The sequence below is a fragment of the Streptomyces sp. NPDC014907 genome (assembly GCF_055562975.1).
In genome coordinates this window covers 73,121-94,091 of sequence record NZ_JBVHEG010000010.1, presented here as the reverse complement: position 1 = coordinate 94,091, position 20,971 = coordinate 73,121, and the positions used below count along the sequence as shown (strand labels likewise).

Below are 20,971 nucleotides of genomic sequence, written 5' to 3'. Positions count from 1 at the left end.
GGGCCCCTGCTCGGGGCGGTGTCCGGTCGATAAAGTGAGGGGACGATGACACGTTTCCGCGAGAGCGTCCGCTCCCTGCTGCGCGAGCAGGTGCTCGACGCCGCTCACCGCCTCGTCGCCGCCGAGGGCTGGGGCGGGCTGCGCATGACCTCCGTCGCGCGGGACGCCGGCATCAGCCGTCAGACCCTCTACAACGAGTTCGGTTCGAAGGAGTCCATCGGCACCGCCCTCGTCCAGCGCGAGCTGGAGGGCTTCCTGGTCGGCATCGAGCGCGAACTCGACGGCCACCGGGGCGAGTTGGAGGCGGCCGCGGTGGCCGGGATCGGGTACACGCTCCAGCGGGTCGTGGACGATCCGCTGATCAGGAGCGTCCTGGTCGCGGCGCGGGAGGGCGGGGACGACCTGCTCGCCTACCTCACGACCCGCCCGGAACCGGTCTTCGGCACCGCCATGGCGATGCTCGACGCGTACGCGGCCGAGGCGTGGCCCGACGTGGACGAGGAGTCGCGCGGACTCGCCGTCGAGGCGGTCGTGCGGCTCACCGTCAGCCACATCGTCCAGCCGGTGGACCCTCCCCGGGAGACGGCGGCGCGCATCGCCAGGATCGCGGCGCGGATCGCGTACCCGGGCGGGGGCACGGGCGGGACGCGGGGGGCGAGGTCCGGTGCCGGACACGGGGGATCTCCCGCACCGGACCTCTGTTGAATATTCTACGAGATGTCCGGGACTGCTCGGCGCACCGGCGGGCGAAGCCCGGACGGGCGGGGTAGATCTCCTCTGAGACGCGGTCCCGGCCGGACCACCCGGCCGGGACACCCCGATCGCGTCACCGGCACCGAGGAGGAGGCCGCGGTGGAAGAAAGAAGCAAAGGGTTCGTGCACTCCTTCAACCGTCTCGGCGGGTACGGGTTCGTCGTGCCCGTCGGTTCCGATGAGCAGATCTGGTTCAGTGCCGACGACATCGAGGACGAGAGCCGGACCCTCTCGGAGGGGCAGCAGGTCTCCTTCGTCCTGGTCCTCGGGGAGGGCCGGTTCGAGGCCAGGCAGCTGCGTCTTTGACGGGCCCGGCCCGCGCGCGGACCCGCCCTGGCCACCCTTCCGGACGCACCCGGACGGGTGCGCGCACGGACGGGCGGGCGCATGGACGGGTGCGCGCCCGGACCGCCGGCGGCCGGTGCCGCCGGCGGTCCGGGCCGCCCCTCCGGGGACTCCTCAGTCCCCGGAACCGGGCTCCGGCGCCAGCGCGTCCATGAACGAGCTGACCGAGAACACCGCGCGCCCGGGACCGGCCGGCCCGTAACCGGGCGGGGCGGTCAGCCCGTGCTCCCGCAGCGTCTCCGTGTACGCCTCCAGGAGCCGCAGGTGGTACTCGAGCGGGGCCCCGTCCGGGTTCTCGCGGCCCAGCGGCGTCGTCGGCTCCGGGCACCAGGTGGTGAACCGGGGCGTGATCCCGCGCGACATGAAGAACCGCAGCCCCTCGCGGGTGGAGGCGATGGCCTCGTCCACGGTGAGGAAGCCCGAGGGACGCGCCATCTCGACCCCGGCGACGAAGTTCGGGATGACGTTGCGCGGCCCGAAGACCTCGGCCGAGTCCAGGATGCGGCGGTGCCACTCGTCCCGGCCGATGTAGCGCTCCTTGCCGGGGCAGTACAGCTCGAACAGGCGCCGGTCCCACACCTCGTAGTTCGGGTGGTAGATCCGGATGCCGTAGTCGTGGAAGCGCTGCACGTCGGCCTTGGGCAGGGCCTGCGCGACGACCTTGCCGATCCAGCGGCCGGGGAAGCGCTCCTCGATCGCCCGCGCGTACTGCCCGTAGAAGTCGGCCTCGTCCTTGCCGCCGACCTGCGAGGTGACGGCCCCGCCGGTCAGGGTGTACGCGGTCGAGGCGCGGGCCGTGTCGTGCCGGTCGATGATCTCCAGCGCCTCCAGGACCTCGTCCACCGGCTTCACCCCGGTGTACGGGCGGCCCGCCGCCTTGTGCTGGCGCCAGTTGTGGTTGATGTCGCAGTACTGGCACTCCTCCTTGGCACCGAAGTACTGGCACACCCGGAAGACCGTCAGATAGATCAGGTAGCCCCACTGGATGGTCGGCGCCACCTCCATCACGGACTTGCCGTTCGACAGGGGATGCCGGTAGTACTCCGGCATCGGCGGCAGCCCGACGTCCGCGATCCGCGCCCCGTCCAGGAACAGCGCGAGCGCCCCGTCGGCGTCCGGCGCGACCCGGTACGGCGACGACGGGTTGACCCGCACCGACACCACCGTGCGGCGCAGCCCGTACGGGCCGCCGGTCAGCACGATCTCCTCCGGCGGACGGTTCAGCGCCGCCTCCCCGAGCTCCGGCAGCGTCCGGTGGTCGAAGGAGAAGATGAAGTACGACTTCGGTTTCACCTCGCCGCCCTCGTTGCCGGACAGCGCGGAAGGGTCGAAGGCGAGCCCGCCGCGCAGCAGGTCCTCCTTGAACACGGCTTCCGGGGGAATCCCCGGGAAGCGCTCCATGAGGGACTCCACGACGGAGGTGCGGGTCGGTGCGGCGCTGGTCACAGGCGGATCTCCAGGGGTGAGGGGCTATGGAGCCGACGTGCGCCCCACGCTACGCGCGCGTGCCGCCGGCGGGTCGGCCGGGTCCCCGGTCCCCGCCGCGCGGCCCGTCGGCCCGTCGGCGAGGGCATCCGCCCGCCCGCGTCCGCACCGTCACCCTTGCGGACCGGAACTGTCCGCAAGGGTGGGTAGCGTGCCCGCCATGGCCCTCAGGACGACCCCTCCCGTGCTCGGCACCCGTGCCCTCAACCGCGCCACCCTCGCACGCCAGCTGCTGCTGCGGCGCTCCCCGCTCGGCGCCGGGGAGGCCGTCGACCACCTCGTCGGACTCCAGGCCCAGGAGGCCGGACCCCCGTACTACGCGCTCGCCGCCCGCCTCGACGGCTTCCGGCCCGAGGAGCTGTCCGCACTCATGGAGTCCCGCGCCGTCGCCCGCATCGTCACCCTGCGCTCCACCGTGCACACCCACACCGCGCGCGACGCGGTCGCCCTCCGCCGGCTCGCGCAGCCCGGCGCCGTCGACCGCGAACTCGCCCTCTTCGTCTCCCGGGGCGGTCTCGACGGCGTCGACCTCGGCCGGCTCGCCGCCCTCTCCCGCGCGCTCGTCGAGGAACGGCCCCGCACCCCCGCGGAACTGCGCGGGGAACTGCTCAAGGAGTGGCCCGGCGCCGACCCCACCTCCCTCTCCACCGCCGCCCGCTGTCTGCTCCCCCTCGTCCAGGTCACCCCGCGCGGCCTCTGGAGGCGCGGCGGGCGGGTCGCGCTCACGACCACGGACGCGTGGTTCGGGGACGCCGCCCCCCAGGACACCGCGGACCCGGACGCCGGCCGCGACGAGGCCGTGCCGCGTTACCTCCGCGCCTTCGGGCCCGCCTCCGTCAGGGACATGCAGACCTGGTGCGGGCTCACCGGGCTCCGCACCGCCTTCGACCGCCTGCGGCCCCGGCTCCTGGTCTTCCGGGACGAGCGCGGCACCGAACTCTTCGACCTCCCCGACGCGCCCCGCCCCGACGGGGACGTCCCCGCCCCGCCCCGGTTCCTCCCCGAGTACGACAACCTGCTCCTCTCGCACGCCGACCGCGCCCGCGTCATCACGCCGGGGGACCGCTCCCGCATCTGGAAGGGCAACCGGGCCCTCCGCGCCTTCCTCCTCGACGGGTTCCTCGCCGGACGCTGGTACCTGGACGAGGGCGGAGAGCGGACCACCCTGACCGTCGAGCCCTTCGAGCGCCCCACCCGGGCCCAGGGCGAGGCCCTCGCCGCCGAGGCCGAGCGGACCCTGCGGATCACGGGCCGGCCGGGCGTGCCGTACGAGATCGTCCTCCGCGACCCGGAAGGGTGACCCGCACGGGGTCCGCGGGCCCCCGTCCGGGGATTCCTCCCCGGACGGGGGGTGGTGGGACCGGGGTCACTGATTACACGATGTCCTGGACCGGCCCGCGACGAGGAGGACACATGACGGCGACCAGCGCGACCGAGGAGTTCCGGGCCGCCCGGGACTTCCTGCTCACCCACCGGGAGGACTACGAGACGGCCCGCGAGGGCTTCGTGTGGCCCCGGCCCGAGCGGTTCAACTGGGCGCTCGAATGGTTCGACGTCGTCGCGGAGGGCAACGACCGCACCGCCCTGCACATCGTCGAGGAGGACGGCTCCGGGACGAAGGTGTCCTTCGCGGAGATGTCCGCCCGCTCCAGCAGAGTCGCGAACTGGCTCCGGGGCCGGGGGGTGCGCGCCGGCGACCGGATCGTCGTCATGCTGGGCAACCAGGCCGAACTGTGGGAGACCGCCCTCGCGGCGATGAAGCTGCGGGCCGTCCTCATCCCCGCCACTCCCCTCCTCGGCCCCGCCGACCTGCGCGACCGCGTCGACCGGGGCGGCGCCCGCCACGTCGTCGTGCGCGCCGGGGACACCGCCAAGTTCGACGACGTCCCCGGCGACTACACCCGGATCGCGGTCGGCGGCGACGGGACGGGGGAGTGGCTGGCCTACGAGGACGCCGCCCGCGAGCCGGACGCCTTCGAGCCCGACGGCGTCACCCGCGCGGACGACACGCTGATGCTGTACTTCACCTCCGGCACCACCGCCCGCCCCAAACTGGTCGAGCACACCCACGCCTCGTACCCGGTCGGGCACCTCTCCACGATGTACTGGATCGGCCTGCGGCCCGGTGACGTCCACCTCAACATCTCCTCGCCCGGCTGGGCCAAGCACGCCTGGTCCAACCTCTTCGCGCCGTGGAACGCGGAGGCGACCGTCTTCGTCCACAACTACACGCGCTTCGACCCGGTCCGCCTCATGGACGAGATGGAACGGAACGGCGTCACCAGCTTCTGCGCCCCGCCGACCGTGTGGCGGATGCTGATCCAGGCCGACCTGGGGCAGCTCACGACCCCGCCGCGCGAGGTCGTCGCCGCCGGGGAACCGCTCAACCCCGAGGTCATCGAGGCCGTCCGGCGCGCCTGGGGCGTCACCGTCCGGGACGGCTTCGGCCAGACCGAGACCGCCGTCCAGGTCTCCAACAGCCCCGGACAGCGGCTCAAGGAGGGCTCGATGGGCCGCCCCAGCCCCGGTTACCGGGTCACCCTCCTCGATCCGGTGACCGGCCGCCCGGACGCGGACGAGGGCGAGATCTGCCTCGACCTGTCCGACCGCCCGGTGGGCCTGATGGCCGGCTACCACGGCGACCCGGAGCGCACGGCGGAGGCGATGGCCGGCGGCTACTACCGCACCGGCGACATCGGCGCGCGGGACGAGGACGGGTACATCACCTACATCGGCCGGAGCGACGACGTCTTCAAGGCCTCCGACTACAAGATCAGCCCCTTCGAGCTGGAGAGCGCCCTCCTGGAGCACGAGGCCGTCGCCGAGGCCGCCGTCGTCCCCGCCCCCGACCCGGTGCGGCTCGCCGTCCCCAAGGCGTACGTGGTGCTCGCGGCGGGCTGGGAGCCGGGCGAGGAGACCGCCAAGGTCCTCTTCGCGCACGCGCGCGCGGTCCTCGCCCCGTACAAGCGCATCCGGCGCATCGAGTTCGCCGAGCTGCCCAAGACCGTCTCCGGGAAGATCCGCCGGGTGGAGCTGCGCCGTCTCACCGCCGAGGGCGGCGGCACCGAGTACACCGAGGGGGACCTCGCGTGAGCACGCCGAAGGAACTCTCGTACGCCCACGGCACCTCCACCACCCCGCTCCTCGGCGACACCATCGGCGCCGACCTGGACCGGGCCGTCGCCGCCTGGCCCGACCGCGAGGCGCTCGTCGACGTCCCCGCCGGACGCCGCTGGACCTACGCGGAGTTCGGCGCGGACGTGGACCGGATCGCCGGCGCGCTGCTCGGCAGCGGTGTCCGCAAGGGCGACCGGGTCGGCGTCTGGGCGGTGAACCGCGCGGAGTGGGTCCTCGTCCAGTACGCCACCGCCCGCGTCGGCGCCGTCATGGTCACCGTCAATCCGGCCTACCGCGCCCACGAGTTGGCGTACGTGCTGAACCAGTCGGGCGTCTCCCTGCTCTTCGCCTCGCTCGCCCACCGGACGAGCGACTACCGGGCGATGGTCGACCGGGTACGGGGAGAATGCCCGGGGCTGCGCGAGGCGGTGTACTTCGGGGACGCGAGCTGGGACGCGTTCCTCACCCGCACGCCCGGGGAACTGTGCCCGGAACCGCTCTCCTGCGACGAGCCCGTCAACATCCAGTACACCTCGGGGACCACGGGCTTCCCCAAGGGGGCCACGCTCTCCCACCACAACATCCTCAACAACGGTTACTTCGTCGGGGAGATGATCGCCTACGGCGAGGACGACAGGATCTGCGTCCCCGTGCCGTTCTACCACTGCTTCGGGATGGTCATGGGCAATCTCGCGGCCACCTCGCACGGCGCCTGCATCGTGATCCCCGCCCCCTCCTTCGACCCCGCCGCCACCCTCCGGGCGGTCCAGGAGGAGCGCTGCACCTCGCTGTACGGGGTGCCGACGATGTTCATCGCGGAGCTGAACCTCCCCGACTTCGCGACGTACGACCTGTCCACCCTCCGCACCGGGATCATGGCCGGCTCGCCGTGCCCGGCGGAGGTCATGAAGCGGGTGGTCGCCGAGATGAACATGGCGGAGGTGTCGATCTGCTACGGCATGACCGAGACCTCCCCCGTCTCCACCCAGACCCGCCGCGACGACGACCTGGAGCGCCGCACCGGCACCGTCGGCCGGGTCATGCCGCACGTCGAGGTGAAGATCGTCGACCCGGCGAGCGGACTGACCGTGGAGCGCGGCACGGCGGGGGAGCTGTGCACCCGCGGCTACGGCGTGATGCTGGGCTACTGGAACGAGCCGGAGAAGACCGCCGAGGCGATCGACGCGGGCCGCTGGATGCACACCGGCGACCTGGCGGTGATGCGCGAGGACGGCTACGTGCGGATCGTCGGCCGCATCAAGGACATGATCATCCGGGGCGGGGAGAACGTCTACCCGCGCGAGATCGAGGAGTTCCTCCACGGCCACGCCAAGATCGCGGACGTCCAGGTGGTCGGCGTCCCCGACGAACGGTACGGCGAGGAGATCCTGGCCTGCGTGATCCCGCGCGACCCGGCCGACCCGCCCACCCCGGAGGAGATCAGGGACTTCTGCCGCGACCGGCTCGCCCCCTACAAGGTCCCCCGCCGGGTGGAGATCCTGTCCGGGTTCCCGATGACGGTGAGCGGCAAGGTGCGGAAGGTGGAGCTGCGGGAGCGGTACGCCGGAAGCCGGTGAGCCGAGGCGGGTGGATCATGACGCCGCCGGCCGTCGGGACGCATCGTGCGGCGGGGGCCATGCGCTCGGCGAGGACGAGTTCGACGGCCTCGCCGGTGGAGGCACTCCGCCGGAGAGGGGCGCGGCCGTACAGGACTGTCCCGGGCTCGTCGGGGGTGCCGGTGAGGCGGAGCACGGGACGCGGGCCTCCCGCACCGCTCGCACCTCAGCCGGACCCCGGTCCACTTCTTCCGCCCCATGCTCGTGCCGGCGCGCCGGCGGCACGGAAGACACGGCGGCGGACCCGTCTCCCGTGCCGCCGCTCAGGCACGGGAGACCCGGATCACCCGGTACTCGGGCCGGTGGACGGTGTTGTACGGGACGTTGGACCGGACCCCCAGGTCGACCGGCTGGCCCTCCTGCACGTTCTCCTCGGTCACGGTGTAGGTCAGGGGGACGTAGTCCGGATCGCCGGCATGGGCCGCGTTGATCGCGTCGATGTTGTCGATGAGCGTCTGTCCGAACCCCTGGGTGGGTTCGTTGTCGGTCAGCACGGAGGCATGGCTCGACGGCCCCATCACATGCTCCAGACAGGTGGCGAGGTCGTGGGGCGGCGCCAGGTGGACCCAGGGGCCCGGGTGCGGCACGAAGATGTCGGTGTGCGACCGGTGGTGGCCGAACCCGGTGATGGAATCCCTGTTCGCCACCACCGACCCGGGGGCGAGCCCCCTCCCCAGCGAGATGTTGTCGAGGATTCCCTGCGCCACACCCGTCATGTCCGGGTCGTAGGCCGACACCCCACCCATGCGGTTCTTCGCGAGATCGACCAGGAAGTTGGCCTCCTGCGGGGTGATGACGTTGATCGCTCCGGTGACGGCGTTCCGTGACATCGTCATCGCCTCGTCCTGCGTCAGGAACTGGTCCTCGTTCCCCGCCAGCGCCGCCAGCCGGTCCACCACCTCCTGGGGAACGCCCCGGCTCTCGTAATGCGCGCGAGCCTCCTCCTCGGTCTCCAGGAACAGTTCCTCGGTCGCGCCGTTGTCCACGGAGTCATAGATGAGCCGCTGGACCTGCGGCCCCCCGGAAGCGGCGGCGGACCGCTGCACGTCCTGCTGGTGCCCGCACCCGGCACCGTGCCGGTGCTGCTCCTCCCCCTGCGCCTGGCGCTGCACGGAGGGCTGGGCGTACGCGTGTCCGCTCCGCTGGAGCACGCGCAGCACGGCGGCGTTCCCCACCGAGCGCTGGAGGCCGAGGATGCCGGCCTGGCGGGAGGGAACGGGCGTCCGGGGAGCCGGGGCGTGCCTGTCGGCGGCCCGGCCGGCGGGACGTTCGTACTGGGTCAACGGGGTGATTCCTTCCACGAAGCGGCGCCGCCCATGGAACATGCCCGCCGCCGCCCCCGCCAGCTCCGGCGGGGCAGTCCTTCGGGCAAACCTTCCGGCCCTTCCGTCCCCGCCGGACCGCCCGCCTCTGGCGACCCGGGTCGGGGACTCGCCGGCAGTGGGCGGCCGCTTCGTGGAGGAACTCGTCCACGATCCACGGCCCCGGGGCCGGCGCCCGGGCCGTCGTGCGACGACGCCACCGGCCCGCCGGTCACCGGCCCGCCGGTCACCGGCCCGCCGGTCACCGGCCCGCCGGTCACCGGCCCGCCGGTCACCGGTCACCGACAACGGTGGAATCCCCGGACCGGGACGACTCGTGCCCGACTGGCGAGGAATCTTCGACCCGGGTCACCGGGGCACGGCGGTGAGGTCCCGGCGCATGCAGATCCGGGGCCAGGCCGCCAGGCCGTGGGCCGCCTCCGCCCTGAGGACGGCGCGCAGCCCCTCGGTGAGGGCCGGGTCGGAGTCCGCGAGCGGGCGGAAGCCGAGCCGGGCGTAGTACGGGGCGTTCCAGGGGACCTCGGCGAAGGTCGTCAGCGTCAGCGCCGGCAGGCCTTCGCGCGCGGCGTCCCGCGCCAGGTGTTCGATCAGGGCGCGGCCGACGCCCCGGCGGGCGGCGTCCGGACGCACCGACACCTGCTCGATGTGGGCGGCGCCGTCGACCGTGTCGGCGATCAGGTACGCCACCGGACGGTCGGCGCCGTCCACCGCCACCCAGGCCCGGCCCGCACGGCGGTACGTCTCCAGGACGTCCAGGGCCGGCGGGTCGTCGTCGGCGACCGCCGCCATGCCGAGGGAGCGGAACGGCTCGCCCGCCGCCCGCTCGATGTCCTGGAGCAGGGGGAGTTCGGCCGGGGCGGCCGCTCTGATGCGCATGCGCCAGTATGACGCGGGACGGCGCGGGCGGACACGGCGCGACGTGCCCTCACCGCGCGGGGCCGCCGGCCGCCGGACGGTCCCGCCCCTCCTCCCGGGGCCGGTCGAGCAGCCCCCCGTCCCGTGAGAAGCGGGGCAGGAACAGGGCGAGGGCCGGATCGCCGTACAGCGCCACGTACAACTGGACGAGGCCCCCGTCCGTCACCTCCTGCCGGTGGGCCGGCAGCGGGTACCGCTCCCGCAGCCCGGCGAGCAGCCGCCGCGCCGCCCCGGTCGTGACGGGCAGCCGCAGCAGCGCCACCGCGCCCAGGGCCGGCGGCGCCCCGGCCGCGAGCGCCACCGCGAGGTCCGCGCCGGACGCCCCGGTCGCGAACGCCCCCACGAGGACGGTCGGCGGCACGCAGCACAGCAGGACCCGCGCGGCCCGCAGCCTCGGGACCGGCCGCAGCAGCCCGGCCCCCCGCAGTTCGCCGCTCAGCGCCTCCACGGCCCGCCGCGCCTCCGGCCGCTGGGCGATCTCCCCCAGCGCGAGGGCGCGGCGGAGCGACCCGTGCACGCCGAGCTGTACGGGGTCACGGGTCCGGCCCGGCCCGCCGTTGGCCCGAATCGTATGTTTGCGGCCCGCCGCGACCGCTCCGCGCTGGTGCAGCGCCACCAGCGCCACGGTGACGGCGGCCCGCCGCCCGCCCCGCAGCAGCGCGAGCGCCTGCGGTGTCGGCACGTGGTCCGTGTCCCGTTCCCCGCTCTCCCCGCTGCGGGTTCGCAACAGCGCGGCGGCGAGCAGCAGTCCGCCCCAGGCCGCTCCGATGAACCACCACGTCCCCGTCCCCATGACGTCCACCCCCCAAGGGTGTTGTGCCCGGCGGAGCGTGATCGTCACGCGTGAATGGCCGATTTCGCATGCCGAGGTGGTGCGGAGGGGAACGGAGGGGCGTGTTCCCGGTGCGCGTCCCGGCGTGCCTCCGGTGCGCTCCGTGCGTGCTCCCGGCGCACCACCCGTACGTCTCCGGCGCGTTCCGCGCGTGCTCCCGGTGTGCCCCCGTACGTTCCCGGCGCGTTCCCCGTCCGTCCTCCGTATGCCCTGCGTATGTCCTACGGTGAGCCGGCGCCGCCCGCGGCCAGTTCGTCGGCTGCGTGGTTGACCGGCTGCGGGGTCCCGGTCAGATCGAGCACGAAGAGCGGCAGGCCGATCTCGGCGGCGCGGGAACGGGCTTCCGGGGTGTAACCGGCGAGCGAGAAGAACACGCTCACGGCGGACGCGTTCAGGCCGTTGAGCCAGAGGCACTCGACCGCCCGCAGCCCGGCGGGCCGGGTGGTCGGGTCCACCTGGGCGACGAGCCCCGGGGCCCGCAGGTCCACCCCGGACGCGGGGCGCTCCTCGGGCTGGACGACGTCCCGGAACCCGAGCCAGCGCAGGTACCCGGCGGCCGCGGCCACCGCGTCCCGCGCCGTCCTGATCGTCACGGGCCGGAACGCGCCCCGTCCCGGTCCCGGGCGCGGGACCACGGGAGGCGGCGGGATGTGCGCGGGCGGGCGCCCGGCGAACGCGCGGTGCGGCCCCGTGCGCGGCGGCCCGCCGGGACCCCGCTCCCCGGGGGCGCCGCCGTCGCCGGCCCGGACCGGGCCGGCCCCGCTCGTACCGTCCGGACGCGTACCACTCGCGTTCGTACTGCCCGTGTTCGCACCGTCCGCGCTCATGCCGTCCGGACGCGCACCGCCCCCGCTCGTCCCGCCCGGACGCGCACCGTCCGGTCCGCTGCCGTCCGCACGCGCACCGTCCGCGCGGCCGGACTCCGTCCTCCCGGACCCGGAGCCCGAGCCGGGGCCGCCGGAACGGAGCGGGCCGGGGCCCGTGCCGAACCACTCCGAGCCGGGTCCCGCCGCACGGCGCCGGGCGGCCCCGGAGGACGGTCCGTTCCGGGGGCCGTCGGGGGAGGCCGCCGGCCCGCCGGGTCCGTCCGGTCCCGGTCCCGCGCCGTACCGCCCGGGTCCGGCTCCCGCGCCGGGCCCCGCGCCGGAGGGGTTCCTCCCGTCCGGCGCGTGTCCGCCCGGGGGACGCGACGCCTCCGCGGTGGCCGCCGGGGCGGCGTCGTGCTCCGGGCCGCCCGCGGGCCCCCCTCCCGCCGTACCGTCCCGGCCCCCGTCGTCCGCCGTCCGGACCGGCACCCGCAGGACCGTGCCGCACGGGCAGGCGAACTCCGGGTGGGGCCAGTCGCCCCGCCGGCCGCAGGCGCCGCAGCGGACGGTGACCCACTCGTCCGCCCAGTTCCGGCGCGTGATCGGCTCCGCCGCGCCCGCCGCCACCGGGGCGGCCACGGGGCTCCCGCACGCGCAGGGGAAGGCGGGTGCCGCGTACGCCCGTGTGCTCAGGCACTCCGGGCAGCGCACCGGTACGGAATCGCCCACAACCCAACCCCCTGTCGCTCGCTCCCATCGTCCACCCATCCGCCGTCCCGGGGGAGGCTGTTCGGCCACTTCGGTTCCTCCGGGCGGCGCGGGCGCGCCGCCCGTCCCGGCGGGCGGACCTCTCTTGACGGTTCTTCGCCACCCCGCCTACATTGCTTCCGTATAGCAGAACAGTATTTCCGCATTACGGAAACAGCGAGGTGAGCCTCCCGGCGGAGGGAACCTCCTGGATCCGCCCGGCCGAAGCAGGAGTACTCCCATGCCCCGTATGACCGCCGCCGCAGCGGCCGTCGAGATCCTCAAGCGCGAAGGCGTCACCCAGGCGTTCGGCGTCCCCGGCGCGGCGATCAACCCCTTCTACCGCGAGCTCAAGAACGTGGGCGGCATCGGCCACACGCTCGCCCGCCACGTCGAGGGCGCGTCCCACATGGCCGAGGGCTACACCCGCGCCAAGGCCGGCAACATCGGCGTCTGCGTCGGCACGTCCGGCCCCGCCGGCACCGACATGATCACCGGCCTGTACTCGGCGAGCGCCGACTCGATCCCGATCCTCTGCATCACCGGCCAGGCCCCGGTCTCGAAGCTCCACAAGGAGGACTTCCAGGCCGTCGACATCGCCACCATCGCCAAGCCGGTCACCAAGGCCGCCACCACCGTCCTGGAGGCCGCGCAGGTCCCCGGCGTCCTCCAGCAGGCCTTCCACCTCATGCGCTCGGGGCGCCCCGGCCCGGTCCTCGTCGACCTGCCGATCGACGTCCAGCTCACCGAGATCGAGTTCGACCCGGAGACGTACGAGCCGCTGCCGGTCTACAAGCCGCGCGCCACCCGCGCCCAGGCCGAGAAGGCCCTCTCCTTCCTCCTGGAGTCCGAGCGCCCGCTGATCGTCGCCGGCGGAGGCGTCATCAACGCCGACGCCTCCGACCTGCTCGTCGAGTTCGCCGAGCTGACCGGCGTCCCCGTCATCTCCACCCTCATGGGCTGGGGCACGATCCCGGACGACCACGAGCTGGCCGCCGGCATGGTCGGCGTCCAGACCGCGCACCGCTACGGCAACGCCACCTTCCTGGAGTCCGACTTCGTCCTCGGCATCGGCAACCGCTGGGCCAACCGCCACACGGGCTACAACCTGGACGCGTACACCGAGGGCCGGAAGTTCGTCCACGTCGACATCGAACCCACCCAGCTCGGCAGGATCTTCGCCCCGGACTACGGCGTCGCCTCCGACGCCAGGGCCGCCCTGGAACTCTTCCTGGAGGTCGCCGGGGAGTGGAAGGCCGCCGGCCGCCTCCCCGACTTCACCGCCTGGGCCGCCTCCGCGCAGGAGCGCAAGGCCACCCTCCAGCGCCGCACGCACTTCGACGACATCCCGATGAAGCCGCAGCGCGTCTACGAGGAGATGAACAGGGCCTTCGGCCCGGAGACCCGCTACGTCACCACCATCGGCCTCTCCCAGATCGCCGCCGCGCAGTTCCTGCACGTCTACAGGCCGCGCCACTGGATCAACTGCGGCCAGGCCGGCCCGCTCGGCTGGACCGTCCCGGCCGCCATCGGCGCCGCCACCGCCGACCCGGAGACCCCGGTCGTCGCGCTCTCCGGCGACTACGACTTCCAGTTCATGATCGAGGAGCTGGCGGTCGCCGCCCAGCACAAGGTCCCCTACGTCCACGTCCTCGTGAACAACGCCTACCTCGGCCTCATCCGCCAGGCGCAGGGCGGCCTCGGCATCAACTTCGAGGTCAACCTGGAGTTCGAGAACATCAACAGCCCGGAGATCGGCGTCTACGGCGTCGACCACGTCAAGGTCGCCGAGGGCCTCGGCGTCAAGGCCATCCGCGTCCAGGACCCGGACGAGCTGGGCGAGGCCCTGGAGCGGGCCAGGAAGCTGGCCGTCGAGCACCGGGTGCCGGTCGTCGTCGAGGCGATCCTGGAGCGCGTCACCAACATCGCGATGAGCCGGACGGCCGACATGAGCGACGTCACCGAGTTCGAGGAACTGGCCACCGAGCCCGGTCACGCGCCGACCGCGATCAGGGCCCTCCGGGTCTGATCCCGCGCCCGCGGCGCGCCGCGGCCCGCCGGAACCACGGCCCCCGTCCCCCCGAACGCCGGGACGGGGGCCGCCCCGTGCTCACCCCGGCGCCCGCACGAGCACCGCGCCCGCCTCCGTCCACGCGTACAGCACCGACCGGCCCGCCCGGCCCCGCCGCACGAGTCCCGCCTCCCGCAGCACCTTCAGGTGCCGGCCCACCGAGCCGAGGCCCTGGCCGGTCAGGGCCACCAGCTGGCTCGTGGACAACGGGGTTTCGAGACGCACGAGCACCCCCGCCCGCGCCGGGCCGAGCAGCGCGCCGAGCGCCTGTGGCACGACCGGTCCCGAGGCGTCCGCCAGGACGCCCGCGCACGGGTACACCACCGCGAACCGCTCCGTGCCCTCCCAGGACACCCAGCCCGTGGCCGGGGTCACCGGAACGAAGAACAGCCGGCCGCCGTCCACCGAACGCGGCGGGTGGGCGCGGGTGTTGACCTGGAGCCGGCCGTCGCCCAGCCAGCGCGTCCTCCCCGGGCACAGTTCGTCCAGGGCCGCCGCCCAGCCGCCCCGGCCCAGCCGCGCGGTCCGGGCCGTCACGTCCGCTTCGAGGACCCTCCGCCGCCGGGGCCACTCCGGCAGCACGGTCTCCCGCCACACCCACGTCAGGACCTCCGCCATCCGTCCGGGCAGATCGCGCGCCGAACACAGCGGTTCCGGCACGGGCCCGCCGAGCGCGACGGCCAGCTGCGGCACCGCGCCGGCCGGGTCGGCGGCGCGCACGGCCTCCACCTCCTCCTCGAAGGACGGCTCGCCCCCGCCCAGGGGCGTCGGGGTCAGGAAGTCCGCGTTCCAGGTGCGGCCGATCGCCGACCGCACCAGCAGGGCGTCGAGGGGTTCGGCCGCCAGGCGCGCCCGGTAGGAGGGCAACGACGCCTCCAGCCAGGCGCGTTCGCCCGGATGGGACGCCGCGGCCGCGTGCAGGACCTTGAGCGCGGCGATCGTCTCGGCCAGCGGCGAGAGCACGAAACGGCCGCCCGCGAGCGAGTCGGTCCCGATCCGCCACCAGCCCATTCCGCCGCCTCCCGCACCCTGTGTTTCGCCTCCGCGCGAAAAGATAACGGTGCGCGCCGGGTCTCTCCGAGACTTCCCGCATGTCCCGCTACCGCGCCCTGTTCCGCACCCCCGGGTTCACCCCGCTCTTCCTCACCGGCTCCGCGCACACCGCCGCGCAGACGGTGGCCGGGCTCGGTCTCGCCACCCTCGTCTTCCACGCCACCGGCTCCCCTTTCCTCTCCGCGCTCGCCCTCTTCGGCCCCTCGCTCGCCCAGCTCCTCGGCGCCACCACCCTGCTCTCCGCCGCCGACCGGCTGCCGCCGCGCGCCGCGCTCTCCGGAATCGCCCTCTTCTTCGCGGTGGGCACCGCCGTCCTCGCCCTTCCCGCCCTGCCGACCTGGGCCGTCTTCGCGGTCCTCCTCGCCGAGGGGCTCGCCGCCTCGCTGGGCGGCGGGGTGCGGTACGGGCTCCTCGGCGAGATCCTTCCGCGCGAGGAGTACCTGCTCGGTCGCTCGGTGACGAACATGGCCGCCGGCGCCTGCCAGATCGGGGGCTTCGTGGCCGGCGGGCTCCTCGTCGCCCTGCTCTCGCCGCGCGGCGCGGTCCTCGCCGGCGCCGTGCTGTACCTCGCCGCCGCCCTGCTCGCCCGCCTCGGCCTCGCGGCGCGCCCGCCGCGCGCCGGGGGACGGCCCTCCGTCGCCGAGACCTGGCGCACCAACGCGCGGCTCCTGTCCGCGCCCGCCCGCCGCCGCTGCTACCTCGCGCTCTGGGTGCCCAACGGGCTGATCGTGGGCTGCGAGTCCCTGTTCGTGCCGTACGACCCCGGGCACGCCGGGCCGCTCTTCGCCTGCGGCGCGTTCGGCATGCTGGCCGGGGACACCGCCGTCGGCCGCTTCGTACCGGCGCGGCTGCGCGGCCGGCTCCGTTTCCCGCTCCAGGCGCTGCTCGCGGCCCCGTTCCTCCTCTTCGCCCTCGACCCCGGGCTTCCGCTCGCGCTCGCGCTCGTCACGGTGTCGGCGGTGGGGTACGGGGCGAGCCTGCTGCACCAGGAACGGCTGATGGAGCTGGTGCCGGAGGAGCTGGGCGGTCACGCCCTCGGTCTGCACTCCTCGGGAACGCTCGCGTTCCAGGGGCTGAGCGCGGCGCTCGCCGGCGCCCTCGCCCAGTACGCCTCGCCACGGACCGGAATGGTGCTCCTGGCCCTGGCCTCGCTCGCCGTGACGTTCCTGCTGGCGCGGGCGGACCGGGAGGGGGGAGGAAAGGGGAAGAGCGCGGAACCAGGGACCGTGGGTCTGGTTCCGCGCTCTTCCGCTCGATGACCGCCCGGTGGTGCGAGCTGGGCGGGCGCGACAGGACGTTCGCACCACCGGGCGGAGTCCCGGGGTTCCCCCGGCAGGGGGGGCGTTGGGACCGCGGCGGCGCCGACGGGCGTCACGGCCGCCCCTTCCTTCAGGTCAGGAAGGGGGGCCGGGTGCCCTGGCCACCGCACTGGCTCGGCGCCGCCGCGGTCCTCACGCTGTCCGGATCGCCGGCCACCCCTCATGCGGGCCGGTGTTCCGGACCGCGTACGGCACTGACCTCCCGTCGGGTGCCGTACGCAGCCTGGGTGTCTTCGTGGATCAGTGCTCGCGCAGGGCGTCGACCGCCTCGGCCACGCGCCGGCCGTACTCCGGGTCGGCGGCGGCGAAGTGCGCGACGTTCTTCTCGATGACGTCCTCGCGCGACACCTGCGCGAGGCTGCCGGCGATGTTGGCGACGAGCCGGCCCTTCTCGTCCTCGGACATCAGGCGGTACAGCTCGCCGGCCTGGAAGAAGTCGTCGTCCTTGACGTGCGCGGGCGCCTCGTGGGTGCCGGTCCAGCCGTGGACCGCGAGCGGCGCGGAGAGCGGCGTGCCGGTCTGGGCCGGGCCCTGGTACGAGTTGGGCTCGTAGTTCTTGTCGTGGCGCGAACCGTTGCGGGTGGCCATGAGGCCGTCCCGGCCGTAGTTCTGCGCCGTGGTCGCCTTCGGGGCGTTCACCGGCAGCAGGGTGTGGTTGACGCCGAGGCGGTAGCGGTGGGCGTCCGCGTAGGCGAAGAGGCGCCCCTGGAGCATCTTGTCCGGCGAGGGGCCGATGCCGGGCACGAAGTTGTTCGGGGAGAACGCGGCCTGCTCGACCTCGGCGAAGACGTTGTCCGGGTTGCGGTCGAGGACCAGGCGGCCCACCCGGCGGAGCGGGTAGTCGGCGTGCGGCCACACCTTGGTGAGGTCGAACGGGTTGAAGCGGTAGTCCGCCGCCTCGGCCGCCGGCATGATCTGGACGTAGAGGGTCCAGGAGGGGTTGACCCCGCGCTCGATCGCCTGGAGCAGGTCGGTCTGGTGCGAGTTGGCGTCCTTGCCGACCAGTTCGGCGGCCTGCTCGGCGGAGAGGCTGCGGATGCCCTGGTTCGTCTTGAAGTGGTACTTGACGAAGAAGGCCTCGCCGGCCTCGTTGGTCCACTGGTAGGTGTGCGACCCGAAGCCGTGCATGTGGCGGTACGAGGCGGGGATGCCGCGGTCGCCGAAGAGCCAGGTGATCTGGTGGGTGGCCTCGGGGGAGTGGGCCCAGAAGTCCCAGACGTTGTCCGGCTCCTGGCGTCCCGTGAAGGGGTCGCGCTTCTGGGAGTGGATGAAGTCGGGGAACTTGAGGGGGTCCTTGATGAAGAAGACCGGGGTGTTGTTGCCGACGAGGTCGTAGTTGCCCTCCTCGGTGTAGAACTTCACCGCGAAGCCGCGCGGGTCGCGGACCGCGTCCGCGCCGCCGAGCGAGTCGGCCACGGTGGAGAAGCGGACGAAGGTCTCGGTCCGCTTGCCGGTCCCGGAGAGGAAGGCGGCCTTCGTGAAGCCGGTGACGTCGTCGGTGACCTCGAAGTACCCGTACGCGCCGGAGCCGCGGGCGTGCACCACGCGCTCCGGGATGCGCTCGCGGTTGAAGCGCGCGAGCTTCTCCAGCAGGTGCTGGTCCTGGAGGAGGAGGGGACCACCGACGCCGGCGGTGGCGGAGTTCTGGTTGTCGGCGACGGGGGCGCCGGACTCGGTCGTAAGCACGCGCTGCGTCATTTCGTCGGGTCGACCTTCCGTACGGGATGCACTGCTGAAGTGGTGAGGAGCGTAAGGACGCCACTCGAAAAACGTCAACAGTTTGTTGAAATCGAAGTGTGGTGTTCCGGCCGGCGGCGGCGCCTGGGCGCGACAGGACAAGTGTCGGCACCGCCGCCGGCCGGAAATCGGGGGCCCCGGGAGCGGGGCGGGGGATCAGACCTGCCGGCCGGAGAGGCGCTCGACGGCGCGGAGCAGGGCCGAGTGGTCCAGGCCGCCGTCGCCCTGCTCGCGCAGGGACGCGACGAGCTGGGTGACGACCGCGCCGACCGGGAGGGCGGCGCCGACGGCGCGGGCGGCGTCGGTGACGATGCCCATGTCCTTGTGGTGCAGGTCGATGCGGAAGCCCGGCTTGAAGTCCCGGTTCAGGAAGTTGTCCTTCTTGCGGGTCAGGACGGTCGAGCCGGCCAGGCCGCCGTTGAGGACGTCGAGGGCGGCGCCGAGGTCCACGCCGGACTTCTCCAGGAAGACCACGGCCTCGGCGCACGCCTGGATGTTGACCGCGACGATGAGCTGGTTGGCGGCCTTCACCGTCTGGCCGGAGCCGTGCGGACCGCACAGCACGATCGTCCTGCCGAGGGCCTCCAGGATCGGCAGGGCCTCGTCGAAGTCGGCCCGCTCGCCGCCGACCATGATCGAGAGGACGGCCTCGACGGCACCGGCCTCGCCGCCGGAGACCGGGGCGTCGAGGACGCGTATCCCCTTCTCCGCGGCGTTCTCGGCGAGGTCGACCGAGGTCTGCGGGGTGATCGACGACATGTCGACGAGCAGCGCGCCCCGCTTCGCGTTCTCCAGGATGCCGTCGGGGCCGTAGGCGATCGCCTCGACCTGCGGGGAGGCGGGCACCATCGTGATGATGACGTCGGCGTCCCGGACGGCTTCGGCGATCGAGCCCGCGGCGGTGCCGCCGGCCGCGGCGAGGCGGTCCAGCTTGTCCTGCTCCAGGGTGAAGCCGGTGACCGGGTAGCCGGCCTTGAGGAGGTTCTCGGACATGGGGGAACCCATGATGCCGAGGCCGATCCACGCGACCTTGGGAAGGGTGCTCATGAGGGTGCCTCTCGGAAAGCTCTGGTGGTACGGGGAGGGGGTGCTGGTCAGCGGGCCGCGCGGGCCTCGGCCGGGAGCCACCCGAAGGACGCGGCGGCGTCGGCGGCCTTGTACTCCAGGCCGATCCAGCCGTCGTAACCGGCCTTCCTCAGCTCGCCGAGGAGCCGCTCCAGGGGCAGGTCGCCGGTGCCCGGCGCGCCGCGGCCCGGGTTGTCCGCGATCTGGACGTGGCCGGTCCTGTCCGCGTACTCCGCGATGACCCGGCTGACGTCCTCGCCGTTCATCGACAGGTGGTAGACGTCGAGGAGGAACTTGGCGTTGCCGAGGCCGGTGGCCGCGTTGACCTTGTCGATGACCTCGATCGCGGCGGGGGCGCTCACCAGCGGGTAGAGCGGCGACTCCGGCTCGTTGAGGGTCTCGACGAGGAGGATCGCGCCGACGCGGTCGGCGGCGCGGGCGGCCAGGACCAGGTTCTCCAGGGCGAGGGCGTCCTGGACCTGCGGATCCACGCCCTCGACGCGGTTGCCGTAGAGCGCGTTGAGCGCCTTGCAGCCCACCGAGGCGGCGAAGCCGGCGGCCACGTCGACGTTGGCGCGGAAGCGGTCCGACTCCTCACCGGGCACGGAGAGGGCTCCGCGGTCCGGGCCGGGGAGCCGTCCGGCGTAGAAGTTCAGGCCCACCAGCTGGGTGCCGGCGTCGTCGAGGGCCTTCTTGAGCGCGTCGAGTTCGCTCTGTCCGGGGGTGGCGTCGTCGATCCAGGGCCACCACAGCTCGACCGCGGTGAAGCCCGCCGCGGCGGCGGCCGCGGGTCGCTCCAGGAGCGGGAGTTCCGTGAAGAGGATCGACAGGTTCACATCGAAGCGCTGGTCCGTGACGGCGTCCGTCGGGAAGCGGGTCATGAGGGGTGGGCGCTCCTTCCGTATCGCGGAAGTAAGTTTCTGTCTGACGGAATGCTGCAAGGTGCCGGGCGTGCTTGTCAAGAGGTCCCCGCAGGTCCGGGGCTCCCGCCGGGCCGGGCGGGGGCCGTAGCGTGGGGGCATGGTGCGTTTGAAAGTGGAGTTCACGACCGAACCCTTCGACCTCGACGAGGCGCCGGCGCACGCGGTCGTGGCCCGTGAGGTCCTCCGGTCGGCCGACCTCGACGCGGTCGACGTCGGCCCCTTCGGCAACACGGCGGAGGGCGGCGCGGACGCGGTGCTCGCCGCCGTCGGCGCGCTGCTCCGCGAATCGCTCGCGGCCGGCGCCACCCGCGTCTCGCTCCAGGTCAACGTGATCGGGGAGGGCGGGGCCGGGAAGAGCGGCGCGGCCGAGGGGGGCGAGAAGTGAACGAACACCCCCTGATCGCCGCGGTGAAACCCCTGGTGGACGCCATGGGCGCCGAACTGCTCGAACCCGGGCGGGCCGAGGCCGACGACGTGGTCCTGTCCTGGGAGGGGGAGGACGTGCTCGCCGTGCGCCTCCCGCAGCTCTCGGAGTCCCTGGACCACATCCTGGCGGCGATGGAGCGGCGGCACGGGACGGCGCTGTCGGAGCTCGACCGCAAGTCCAAGCAGGAGATCGTCCGCGTCCTGGAGGCGCGCGGCGCCTTCTCCGTGCGCCACGGGGTGGAGACGGTGGCGGGCGCGCTCGGCGTCAGCCGCTTCACCGTCTACAACTACCTGAACCGGGAAACCGCTCTGAACAGGGAAAAGACCGCCGGGAAAGACTAGTTGGGCACGCGTGACCGCAAGCCGTCGTCCGGATGTCGGGACGACGGCTTTTGCGTGACCAACTTTTCAACAAACTGTTGACGTCGTGTGGCGGAGG

Annotated in this window: 18 protein-coding genes; 9 read left to right on the top strand and 9 right to left on the bottom strand. The window is 73.6% G+C overall.

Going from position 1 to position 20,971, the window contains the following annotated elements; all coding sequences use genetic code 11:
- Positions 1–45: 45 nt before the first annotated feature.
- Together ACZ3IL_RS23580 and ACZ3IL_RS23575 are read left to right on the top strand one after the other, a co-directional pair.
- Positions 46–705, top strand: coding sequence for a TetR/AcrR family transcriptional regulator (locus ACZ3IL_RS23580; protein WP_467393067.1), 660 nt, complete (start codon positions 46–48; stop codon positions 703–705).
- A gap of 147 nt (positions 706–852) precedes the next feature.
- A complete protein-coding gene (locus ACZ3IL_RS23575; RefSeq protein ID WP_467393065.1) occupies positions 853–1,059 on the top strand; it encodes a cold-shock protein in 207 nt (68 codons plus the stop codon).
- Positions 1,060–1,212: 153 nt separating this feature from the next.
- On the opposite strand, the gene ACZ3IL_RS23570 is transcribed toward ACZ3IL_RS23575, so the two are convergent.
- Positions 1,213–2,499, bottom strand: coding sequence for a radical SAM protein (locus ACZ3IL_RS23570; RefSeq protein WP_467393306.1), 1,287 nt, complete (start codon positions 2,497–2,499; stop codon positions 1,213–1,215).
- 244 nt (positions 2,500–2,743) lie between these two features.
- Between ACZ3IL_RS23570 and ACZ3IL_RS23565 the strand changes: the two genes are divergently transcribed.
- The 3 genes from ACZ3IL_RS23565 to ACZ3IL_RS23555 all read left to right on the top strand — a co-directional run bounded on the left by ACZ3IL_RS23565 (position 2,744) and on the right by ACZ3IL_RS23555 (position 7,277).
- The gene (locus ACZ3IL_RS23565) at positions 2,744–3,883 is read left to right on the top strand and encodes a winged helix DNA-binding domain-containing protein (protein WP_467393063.1); all 1,140 of its coding nucleotides are present in this window, start codon (positions 2,744–2,746) and stop codon (positions 3,881–3,883) included.
- A gap of 113 nt (positions 3,884–3,996) precedes the next feature.
- Positions 3,997–5,676, top strand: coding sequence for an AMP-binding protein (locus tag ACZ3IL_RS23560; RefSeq protein WP_467393061.1), 1,680 nt, complete (start codon positions 3,997–3,999; stop codon positions 5,674–5,676).
- Positions 5,673–7,277: an AMP-binding protein gene (locus ACZ3IL_RS23555; protein WP_467393059.1), complete on the top strand. Its 1,605-nt coding sequence runs from the start codon at positions 5,673–5,675 to the stop codon at positions 7,275–7,277. The genes ACZ3IL_RS23560 and ACZ3IL_RS23555 overlap by 4 nt, the downstream gene beginning before the upstream one ends.
- A 302-nt stretch (positions 7,278–7,579) precedes the next feature.
- Here the strand turns inward: ACZ3IL_RS23555 and ACZ3IL_RS23550 are convergent, their stop codons facing one another.
- The 4 genes from ACZ3IL_RS23550 to ACZ3IL_RS23535 form a co-directional block, all read right to left on the bottom strand.
- Positions 7,580–8,599 carry a hypothetical protein gene (locus ACZ3IL_RS23550; RefSeq protein ID WP_467393057.1) on the bottom strand — a complete coding sequence of 340 codons (1,020 nt, stop codon included), beginning with the start codon at positions 8,597–8,599 and terminating at the stop codon, positions 7,580–7,582.
- A gap of 387 nt (positions 8,600–8,986) precedes the next feature.
- A complete protein-coding gene (locus ACZ3IL_RS23545; protein ID WP_467393055.1) occupies positions 8,987–9,514 on the bottom strand; it encodes a GNAT family N-acetyltransferase in 528 nt (175 codons plus the stop codon).
- A gap of 49 nt (positions 9,515–9,563) precedes the next feature.
- Positions 9,564–10,346, bottom strand: a complete 783-nt coding sequence (locus ACZ3IL_RS23540) for a TIGR04222 domain-containing membrane protein (RefSeq protein ID WP_467393304.1) — start codon at positions 10,344–10,346, stop codon at positions 9,564–9,566.
- A gap of 260 nt (positions 10,347–10,606) precedes the next feature.
- On the bottom strand, positions 10,607–10,978 hold the full coding sequence (locus ACZ3IL_RS23535; protein ID WP_467393053.1) for a hypothetical protein: 372 nt from the start codon (positions 10,976–10,978) through the stop codon (positions 10,607–10,609).
- Positions 10,979–12,179: 1,201 nt separating this feature from the next.
- Here ACZ3IL_RS23535 and gcl point away from each other — a divergent pair.
- On the top strand, positions 12,180–13,967 hold the full coding sequence (gene gcl / locus ACZ3IL_RS23530; protein WP_467393051.1) for a glyoxylate carboligase: 1,788 nt from the start codon (positions 12,180–12,182) through the stop codon (positions 13,965–13,967).
- Between the two features lie 81 nt (positions 13,968–14,048).
- Here the strand turns inward: gcl and ACZ3IL_RS23525 are convergent, their stop codons facing one another.
- The gene (locus tag ACZ3IL_RS23525) at positions 14,049–15,020 is read right to left on the bottom strand and encodes an ArsR/SmtB family transcription factor (RefSeq protein WP_467393049.1); all 972 of its coding nucleotides are present in this window, start codon (positions 15,018–15,020) and stop codon (positions 14,049–14,051) included.
- An 80-nt stretch (positions 15,021–15,100) separates the two neighbouring features.
- Between ACZ3IL_RS23525 and ACZ3IL_RS23520 the strand changes: the two genes are divergently transcribed.
- On the top strand, positions 15,101–16,321 hold the full coding sequence (locus ACZ3IL_RS23520) for an MFS transporter (protein ID WP_467393047.1): 1,221 nt from the start codon (positions 15,101–15,103) through the stop codon (positions 16,319–16,321).
- A 300-nt stretch (positions 16,322–16,621) separates the two neighbouring features.
- On the opposite strand, the gene ACZ3IL_RS23515 is transcribed toward ACZ3IL_RS23520, so the two are convergent.
- From ACZ3IL_RS23515 to ACZ3IL_RS23505, 3 genes are all read right to left on the bottom strand, one after another.
- The gene (locus ACZ3IL_RS23515) at positions 16,622–18,079 is read right to left on the bottom strand and encodes a catalase (RefSeq protein WP_467393045.1); all 1,458 of its coding nucleotides are present in this window, start codon (positions 18,077–18,079) and stop codon (positions 16,622–16,624) included.
- 195 nt (positions 18,080–18,274) lie between these two features.
- Entirely contained in the window at positions 18,275–19,165 is an 891-nt protein-coding gene (locus tag ACZ3IL_RS23510; RefSeq protein WP_467393043.1) for a 2-hydroxy-3-oxopropionate reductase, read from the bottom strand.
- 47 nt (positions 19,166–19,212) lie between these two features.
- The gene (locus ACZ3IL_RS23505) at positions 19,213–20,064 is read right to left on the bottom strand and encodes a TIM barrel protein (RefSeq protein ID WP_467393041.1); all 852 of its coding nucleotides are present in this window, start codon (positions 20,062–20,064) and stop codon (positions 19,213–19,215) included.
- A 142-nt stretch (positions 20,065–20,206) separates the two neighbouring features.
- On the opposite strand from ACZ3IL_RS23505, the gene ACZ3IL_RS23500 reads away from it, so the two are divergent.
- Positions 20,207–20,491, top strand: coding sequence for a YkoF family thiamine-binding protein (locus tag ACZ3IL_RS23500; protein ID WP_467393302.1), 285 nt, complete (start codon positions 20,207–20,209; stop codon positions 20,489–20,491).
- A 44-nt stretch (positions 20,492–20,535) separates the two neighbouring features.
- On the top strand, positions 20,536–20,874 hold the full coding sequence (locus ACZ3IL_RS23495; RefSeq protein ID WP_467393300.1) for a helix-turn-helix domain-containing protein: 339 nt from the start codon (positions 20,536–20,538) through the stop codon (positions 20,872–20,874).
- Positions 20,875–20,971: the final 97 nt, after the last annotated feature.